The 8,301-nt window shown below is 74.7% G+C and carries 6 protein-coding genes; all 6 read left to right on the top strand.

All coding sequences use genetic code 11. The annotated features are described in order from the left end of the window. The first annotated feature begins 290 nt into the window (after positions 1-290). On the top strand, positions 291-1,310 hold the full coding sequence (locus tag ACFWFR_RS03475; RefSeq protein WP_377621208.1) for a LacI family DNA-binding transcriptional regulator: 1,020 nt from the start codon (positions 291-293) through the stop codon (positions 1,308-1,310). Between the two features lie 178 nt (positions 1,311-1,488). After that, on the top strand, positions 1,489-1,695 hold the full coding sequence (locus ACFWFR_RS03470; protein WP_377621207.1) for a hypothetical protein: 207 nt from the start codon (positions 1,489-1,491) through the stop codon (positions 1,693-1,695). A gap of 74 nt (positions 1,696-1,769) precedes the next feature. Continuing rightward, positions 1,770-2,000 carry a FeoA family protein gene (locus ACFWFR_RS03465; RefSeq protein WP_191803806.1) on the top strand — a complete coding sequence of 77 codons (231 nt, stop codon included), beginning with the start codon at positions 1,770-1,772 and terminating at the stop codon, positions 1,998-2,000. Then, entirely contained in the window at positions 1,997-4,027 is a 2,031-nt protein-coding gene (locus ACFWFR_RS03460; protein WP_377621205.1) for a ferrous iron transporter B, read from the top strand. The genes ACFWFR_RS03465 and ACFWFR_RS03460 overlap by 4 nt, the downstream gene beginning before the upstream one ends. Positions 4,028-4,697: 670 nt before the next feature. Beyond that, complete coding sequence (locus tag ACFWFR_RS03455; RefSeq protein WP_377621203.1) at positions 4,698-6,608, top strand: heavy metal translocating P-type ATPase; 1,911 nt, start codon at positions 4,698-4,700, stop codon at positions 6,606-6,608. 139 nt (positions 6,609-6,747) lie between these two features. Next, positions 6,748-8,271 carry a glycosyltransferase 87 family protein gene (locus tag ACFWFR_RS03450; protein WP_377621202.1) on the top strand — a complete coding sequence of 508 codons (1,524 nt, stop codon included), beginning with the start codon at positions 6,748-6,750 and terminating at the stop codon, positions 8,269-8,271. Positions 8,272-8,301 lie beyond the last annotated feature (30 nt).

Here is an 8,301-nt window from a genome sequence, read left to right as displayed (position 1 = left end):
TGGACCCGCCGGAGTCGCCGCTCGCGCACGCCGCGAGCGGGAGGACCAGCGCCGACGCCACGGCTGCGGCCGTGAGCGACTTCCGCGTTCTTGTGTTCATCATCGAACCCTTTCGAAAGTTTCGGCGTCTGCGCCGAAAGTACTCGGTTGTCCTGGACTCTAAGTCGCGAACCCGTCGGGGTCAACATCGAGCCTCAACCGTTATCCACTGCGAGAACGCTGGGAACTCGATCCCGAGACACGGCAGGACACCCTTCGAAACTTTCTCCCGAGGCGCTACGCTGGCCGGCATGACCGACGAAGTTCTTCCGGGGCGGGTCACTCTCGCCGCCGTGGCCACCGAGGCCCAGGTGTCCCTCTCGACCGTGTCCAAGGTGCTCAACGGACGCACCGACGTCGCGGCCGGGACGCGCGACCGTGTCGAGGCGCTCCTGGTCCGCCACGGCTACCGGCGCCGCAAGAGCCCCACCGCCTCGGCCCCGCTCATCGAGATCGTGTTCCACGAGCTCGAGAGCATCTGGGCCATGGAGCTCATCCGCGGCGTCGAGGACGTCGCGCGGGAGAACGGCGCGAGCGTCGTGCTGACCGAGTCCGGCACCCGGCACTCCCCGGGGCCCGAGTGGATCGAGGGCGTCCTGGCCCGCCGCCCGCTCGGCGTCGTGCTCGTCTTCTCGACGCTCCCGTCCGCGGTCAAGGAGCAGCTCCGGTCCCGGGCCATCCCGTTCGCGGTCATCGACCCCGCGGGCGACCCCGAGCCCGACGTCCCCTCGGTCGGCTCCGCGAACTGGCAGGGCGGCCTCATGGCGACCCGCCACCTGATCGAGCTCGGCCACCGCCGCATCGGCGTCATCACGGGACCCGAGGACATGATGTGCTCGCTGGCCCGCCTCGACGGCTACCGCTCGGCGCTCGGCACGGCGGGACTGACCGCGGACCCGGACCTCGTCCGGTTCGGCGACTTCCACCCCCAGGGCGGCACCGACCGCGCGGACGAGCTCCTCAGCCTGCCCGAGCCGCCCACGGCGATCTTCGCGGGCTCGGACCTCCAGGCGCTCGGCGTCCTCGAGGCCGCGCGTCGCCACGGGCTGCGCGTCCCCGAGGACCTCTCGATCGTGGGCTACGACGACGTCCCCGTGGCTCGCTGGTCGAGCCCCGCGCTGACGACCATCCACCAGCCGCTCCAGGAGATGGGCCAGGAGGCTGCGCGGCTCGTCCTCAAGGCGCGCGAGGGCGACGTGACCAACACCCGCATGGACCTCGCGACGAGCCTCGTGGTGCGCGGGAGCACGGGGGCGCCCGCGAGCGCCTAGCGCGGGCGGGTCCGCCGGCGCGGGTGGGGCCCCCGCACGGCGGGCCGTCGACCCCTACGTCGGAGGCGACCTCTCCGCCACCGGGGACCACGTGACTCTCCTCACCACGACTTCCGCGTCACGCCGACCGCACGAGCGCGTCTCTCCTCCCAGAAGCAGAACTCCCGGAGGTAGAACCATGAGCACGCAGCACGTCACCGAGCCCGCCCCCGTGACCGCGGGTCTCTCCCGCCGCGAGATCCACCATGCCGCGACCGCTCCCGCGACCCCGAGCCTCTGGCAGCGCCTGCACGGCACGCCCGCGCACCCCGTGGCCATCGCCGTGGTGACGGTCGTGATCGGCACGCTCGCGGGGATCGGGACGGGCGCGCTGCTCAGCCTCTGACGGGACCAACGGCCTGCGGCGCGAGGACCTCCGGCATCTGAGGCAAGCCTCACCTCATCACTAGCGTCGGCAGCATGAACCTTGCCGAGGTCCCCCCGGGCACCCGCGTCGTCCTGACCTCGGCGCGCGCGGGCGCGCGGCTCACCCCCACGTCCGACGTGCGCCTCCGCGAGCTCGGCCTGCGCCCCGGCGCGGACGTGACCGTCGCGCTCCGGACCCCCTTCGGCGGCCGCGTCGTGCTCGTGGGCCGCCGCCGGATCGCGCTCGACGCCGCGACGGTCCGCAGGTTCGAGACCGCCCCGTGAGCTGTCCGCACTGCGAGGGGGGCGCGCCGCGCACGCACGACGGGCCCGACGGCGCCGCCCACCCCCGCGGTCGACAGGGCCCCGGCCGCGGTGCAGCCACGGCCCCGGACCTCGCCCCCGACCTGCGGGTCCTGCTCGTGGGCACGCCCAACGCCGGGAAGTCGACCCTCTTCAACCACCTCACCGGCGCACGGCAGACCACCCGGAACGTCCCGGGGACCACGGTCGACCTGGCCCGAGGATCCTGGCGGCCGCGCACCGGCACCGACCCGGTGCCCGCGACCCCGCTCGCGCTCGTCGACCTCCCCGGCACCTACTCGCTCACCCCGGTCTCGCCCGACGAGGCGGTGACGGTCGCCGAGATCGAGCGGGCCGGGGCCGAGCACGGGACCGTGACGCTCCTCGTCGCCAACGCGGCCGAGCTGCACAGCGCGCTGTTCCTGCTCGGCCAGGTCGGGACGCGGACCGAGCGCGTCGTCGTCGCCCTCACGATGACGGACGTCGCGACGGTCGACGGGCTCGCGGTCGACGCCGGGCGGCTCGCCGCCCGGCTGGGCGTGCCCGTGGTCGAGGTCGATCCCCGCACGGGGCGCGGTGCGGACGGACTGGCCGCAGCCGTCCGCGCGGTGGCCGAGCAGCCGCGGCCCGTCCTGGGTCTGCCTGTCTGCACCGCGGCACCGCGCACCGCACCCGACGACGAGCTCGACCGCATCGACGCGCTGCTCGGGTGGGCCGACGACGTCGTCGAGTCGGTCGACGCGCACCGCACCGCGACGCGCAGCCGCGCGGACCGGATCGACGCGCTCCTGCTCGACCCCTGGGTGGGCCTGCCGGTCTTCGTCCTGACGCTCTGGGCGCTGTTCCAGCTCGCGACCTGGGTCGCGGCGCCGATCATGGGCGCGACCGAGGCCCTCGTCACGGGCCCCGTCGCGAGCTTCGTGACCTGGGTGCTCGACGGCGTGGGCGTGGGCGGCGGCTGGCTCGAGGGGCTCCTGGTCGACGGCGTGGTCGCGGGCGTCGGGGTCGTCGTCGCGTTCGCGCCGCTCATGGCCCTGATGTTCCTGGCGATCGGGCTGCTCGAGGACTCTGGCTACGTCGCGCGGGTCGCGGTCCTGGCGGACCGCCTCATGCGGTCGGTCGGCCTCGACGGGCGCGTCATCATGCCCCTGATCGTGGGTTTCGGGTGCAACCTCCCGGCGCTCGCCGCGACGCGCACGCTCCCGAACGCGCGGCAACGGCTCCTCACGGGCCTCCTGGTCCCGTACACCTCGTGCCCCGCCCGGCTGACGGTGTACGTCCTGCTCGCGGGCACGTTCTTCCCGCGGCACACCGGGCTCGTGGTGCTCGCGATGTACGTGCTGAGCGTCGCGCTGGTGCTCGTCGGGGCGCTGGCGCTGCGGGGCACGCTGTTCCGCGACCTGGCACACGAGCCGCTCGCGCTCGTCCTCCCGGCCTACCACGTGCCGCGCCCGGTCCCGCTGCTCGTGACGACGGGTCGTCGCGTGCTCGCGTTCCTGCGCGGTGCGGGCACGATCATCGTGGGCGTCCTCGTCGTCGTCTGGCTCCTGCTCGCGGTCCCCGTGACGCCCGGGCACGCGTTCGGCGAGGTGCCCGTGCACGACTCGGCCTACGGGCGCCTGACCGACCAGGTCGCTCCGGTCTTCTCCCCGGCCGGCTACGGCGACTGGCGCACCACGAGCGCGCTGGTCACGGGCTTCGTGGCCAAGGAGGTCGCCGTGGGCGCGCTCGCGCAGGCGTACGCGGTCGACGAGCCCGTGGGCTCCTCACCGGGCGAGCTCGGCGAACAGCTCCGGGCCACGCTCGACGAGACGTCGGGCGGGCACGCCCCCGCGGCCGCGCTGGCCTTCATGGTCTTCGTGCTCGCCTACACGCCGTGCCTCGCGACGGTCGCCGAGCAGCGGCGGATGTTCGGGTGGCGCTGGACCCTGGGGGCCGTCGCGGTCCAGCTGGGCGTCGCGTGGGTCCTGTCGGTCGCGACCTTCCAGCTCCTGCGGCTCGTCTGGTGAGCGCCCTGGTACCCGCCGCGCCGAGGCCGGCGCCCGACCTTCGTGAGGGCGTCGCACCCCGTGAGGTCCTGCGGCCCGTGCTGGCGCGACTCCGTGCCGGCGTCGCGGTCGGCGCCCTGGCGGCCGACCTGGACCTCGACCCGCGACTCGTCGATGCGGCGGTCGCTCAGCTCGTCCGCCTGGGGCTCGCGCGGGAAGCGGGGCCCCGCCGGACGCGGTCGGGCGAGACGTCAGCCCTCGGCTGCACGGCGCGCGCCGGCGGCTCGGGCTGCGCACCCCCTCCTCGGGAGGGCACGGAGCGTCGGACCGCTCTCGCGTGCGCGGGGTGCCCGCTCTGGTCCGCGTCGCCCCGGCGTGGTTGACGCCCACCCACGGGCGGCACCTCGCGCACCACGGCATTCTTTGTGCACCGGACGAGAATTCTTTCGCCGCGCCCCGTCACGATCGCCGCATTCGCCGAGAAGGTCTCGACTGCCGCCCACCCACCCCTGTCCGCCCACCGAGGATCGTTGGCATCTCGGCACTCCTGACGCTCCACCAGCCCCGCTGCGGCCGCCCGAGAAGCCCGAGAGAATGCGGCAGACCAGCGAAGGAATGCCTTTCCTCAGGCAGCCTCAGGCGAGGCTTTCCTTGCTGGAAAGAATGTGCAAGGAATGCTAGAAATCGTGGTATGACCACAGCGAAGAACCTCGGGCGCTATCCGCTGGTGATGGCGACGGTCCTGGTCGCGGCCGTCGCCGGGGTCCTCTCGCTCACCCCCTGGTCCTCGATCGTCCCGTGGCTCGTGTCGGCCTACGCACTGGCCGTCGCGGGCTGGACGGGCGTGGGCATGCTCCGTGACCTGCTCCGCGGGCACGCCGGGATCGACATCCTCGCCGTGACGGCCGTGACGGCCGCGGTCGTCGTCGGTGAGTACTGGGCTGCCCTCGTCGTGGTGCTCATGCTGACGGGGGGCGAGGCGCTCGAGGACTACGCGGCGAACCGGGCCCGCCGCGACCTCTCGGCACTCATGTCCCGCGCTCCCGCGACGGCGCACGTGCTCGGCGGCGGCTCGCTGCGCGACGTCCCCGTCGACGAGGTGCGCCCCGGAGACCTGGTCGTGGTCCGCCCGGCCGAGGTGGTCCCCGTCGACGGCGAGCTCGTCAGCGACCGGGCGGACCTCGACGAGTCGTCGCTCACGGGCGAGCCCCTGCCGGTCGAGCGGCAGCGGGGGGACGAGGTCCCCTCGGGCGGCATCAACGGGCAGCAGGCCATCACGCTGCGCGCGACCAGGTCGGCCCGCGACAGCCAGTACCAGCAGATCGTCGCGCTGGTCGAGCAGGCGACCACGAGCCGGTCACGGACCGTCCGGCTGGCCGACCGCTTCGCGGTCCCGTTCACCCTCGTCGCGCTCGCGATCGCCGGGCTCGCCTGGTGGGTCAGCGGGGACGGCACCCGGTTCGCGGAGGTACTCGTCGTGGCGACCCCGTGCCCGCTGCTCATCGCGGCGCCGGTCGCCTTCATGGGCGGGATGAGCCGCGCCGCGCGCGAGGGCGTGATCGTCAAGTCGAGCGAGACCCTCGAGAAGCTCGACCGCGCGCGCACGGTGGCGTTCGACAAGACCGGGACCCTCACCCACGGTCGTCCCGCGCTCGCACGCGTCGAGACCACCGGGAGCCTGGATCCCGACGAGGTGCTGCGGCTGGCTGCGTCGGCCGAGCAGTACTCGAGCCACGTCCTGGCCGACGCCGTCGTGGAGGGCGCTCGGCAGCGCCGGCTCCAGCCGGCCGAGGGCACCGACGCCCACGAGGTCCCGGCGCACGGTGTCCGGGCGCTCGTCGCGGGCCGGGAGGTCGTCGTGGGGAAACGCTCCTACGTCGCCGCCCGGACGGACACCACGGTCGAGCCCGCCGTGCTCCAGCCCGGTGAGCTCGCGGTCCACGTCGCGGTCGACGGCATCCCCGTCGGGGCACTGGTGCTGCGCGACGAGGTGCGTGCCGAGGCCGCGACCACGGTGAGCACGCTCCGGTCCCTGGGTGTCGACCACGTCATGATGCTCACGGGCGACCAGCGGACGACGGCCGAGCACGTCGCCGCGGCCCTGGGCATCGACGACGTGCGTGCCGAGTGCTTGCCCCTCGACAAGGTCGAGGCGGTCCGGGACGCCCCCGCGCGCCCCGTGGTCATGGTGGGCGACGGCGTGAACGACGCCCCGGTCCTGGCCTCGGCCGACGTCGGGATCGCCATGGGAGCGCGCGGCGCCACGGCCGCGAGCGACTCGGCCGACGCGGTCGTCCTGCGCGACGACGTCTCGGCCGTCGCTGCAGCCGTGCGGGTCAGCAAGGACACGCTCCGGGTCGCGCTGCAGAGCATCTGGGTCGGCATCGGGCTCAGCGTCGCGCTCATGCTGGTCGCCGCGCTCGGGTTCCTCCCCGCGCTCGCGGGCGCCTGGATGCAGGAGGGGGTGGACCTCGTCGCGATCCTCTGGGCGCTGCGAGCGAGCCGCGGCGCGCGCCCCTCCGCTCCCCCGCGGACGGTCGGCGCTCTCCCTCCGACGGTCGACGATCCCTCGCGGACCGAGCCCGCGGTCGCCGTGCGCTGAGCCCGACCGGCTCCCCGGCCGGACCCGAGACCCCGAGGCGAGCGCCGTCGTCGGGCACGCGGACCCTCCCCCGGACGCGGACCACGGCCCGACCGCCTCCCTCAGGCGCCCCGCGCGGAAGCCGGGCAGACTCGAACGAGTGAGCCCGGCGCCCCGCACCCACCGTCCCGCCCGACGCCCCACCCGCGCGACGGGCTGGATCGTCGCTGCCGGGGTCGCCGTCCTCGCGTTCACGGTGCGGTGGAGCCTCGTGGGCGGGACGGTCGGCGTCCGCGACTACCAGGGGTACGACGACGGCGTGTACTTCTCGTCGGCCGTCGCCCTGGTGCACGGGCTGGTGCCCTACCGCGACTTCACGCTCCTGCACCCGCCCGGGTCGATGCTCGCCCTGACGCCGTTCGCCGCCCTGACCGCGTGGACGAGCGACAGCGACGCCCTGGTCGCCGCACGCGTGGGCGTCATGGTGGTCGGGGCGACGAACGCCGTCCTGGTGACGCGGGTCGCCCGGTACTGGGGAACGACGTCTGCGGTCGTGGGCGGGGTCCTGTACGCGGTCTCGTTCGCCGCGTCGTGGGCCGAGCGCATCACGCTGCTCGAGCCGCTCGGCTCGCTGTGCCTGCTCGGCGGGGTGGTCCTGCTGCTGCGCGGCCTGCCGGGCGCCGAGGCGGGGGCGCGCCCGGGCTGGCTCTGGGCGGGCGGCGCCGTCCTGGGGCTCGGCGCCACGGTCAAGATCTGGGGCGTCGTCCCGCTGCTGGTCGTGGTCGTCTGGTTGCTCGTGACGGCCGGCTGGCGAGCCGCGCTGCGCGCGAGCGCCGGGGCGCTGGGCGCGGTAGTGGTCGTCCTGGCGCCGTTCGCGCTCGCAGCCGGCTCGGACATGCTCCGCATGGTCTTCCTGGACCAGCTCGGGCGGCCGCGCGAGACGGACACGGGCATCGAGCAGCGGCTCGCCTGGATCGCCGGGACGGGCAGCACCACGTGGGTCACCACCCCGACGGCGCAGCTCGCCCTCGTCTGGGCCGTCCTGGCAGCGGTGCTCGTCGCGGCGGTCGCCGCCTGGTCCGGGAACCGTGGCCGCCTGTGGGTCACCCTGCTCGTCGTCCAGACCGTGGTGCTGCTGGCCTCGCCGTCGGCCTACCAGCAGTACGCAGCGTTCGTGACCCCGGCCCTGGTGCTCGTGGTCGCCGCCGCGGTCTCGCTCGTCCCCGCGGGAGGCCGGGGGCTCGTGGCCGCGGGGGCGTGCCTGGGCCTGGGGCTCGCGACGGCCGCACCCGCCCCACCTCGTCCCACCCCGTTCCCGGCGGCCGAGCTGCGCGCGGCCCTCCCCGAGGAGGGCTGCGTCCAGGCGGACTCGCCCGCCCTGCTGGCCCTGACCGACGTGCTGAGCCGCGACCTGGACCGCGGGTGCGAGCTCCCCGTGGACCTGTCGGGGTACGCGTACGACGTGGGGGCGCGCGACGCCGCAGGGCAGGCCGTGCCGCGCGACCGGAACGCCGCGTGGCAGCGCGAGGCGCTGCGCTACCTGACATCGGGGTCCGCGACGCTCATGGTGCGCTCGGTCGGGAACGGGTTCGACGAGTCGACCCTGCGGACGCTCGACGAGACGACGACCACGGTCCTGGAACGGCGCGGCGTGCGGGTCCTGGTGCCGGACGGGGAGCAGTAGGCGTCCCGGTCTCGCCCGTCGGCCGACGAC

Origin of the sequence: Oerskovia sp. NPDC060287, from assembly GCF_042726775.1 — a bacterium.
In the GTDB taxonomy this organism is placed as follows: Bacteria; Actinomycetota; Actinomycetes; order Actinomycetales; family Cellulomonadaceae; genus Oerskovia; species Oerskovia merdavium.
Note: the sequence above shows the minus strand (reverse complement) of the source record. Positions and strands in the feature narration are given on the sequence as shown.

What these genes read in the sequence shown, in the direction of transcription:
- ACFWFR_RS03475 (WP_377621208.1), top strand. Translation starts at nt 291, where the DNA reads ATGACCGACGAAGTTCTTCCGGGGCGGGTCACTCTCGCCGCCGTGGCC.
- ACFWFR_RS03470 (WP_377621207.1), top strand. Translation starts at nt 1,489, where the DNA reads ATGAGCACGCAGCACGTCACCGAGCCCGCCCCCGTGACCGCGGGTCTC.
- ACFWFR_RS03455 (WP_377621203.1), top strand. Translation starts at nt 4,698, where the DNA reads ATGACCACAGCGAAGAACCTCGGGCGCTATCCGCTGGTGATGGCGACG.
- ACFWFR_RS03465 (WP_191803806.1), top strand. Translation starts at nt 1,770, where the DNA reads ATGAACCTTGCCGAGGTCCCCCCGGGCACCCGCGTCGTCCTGACCTCG.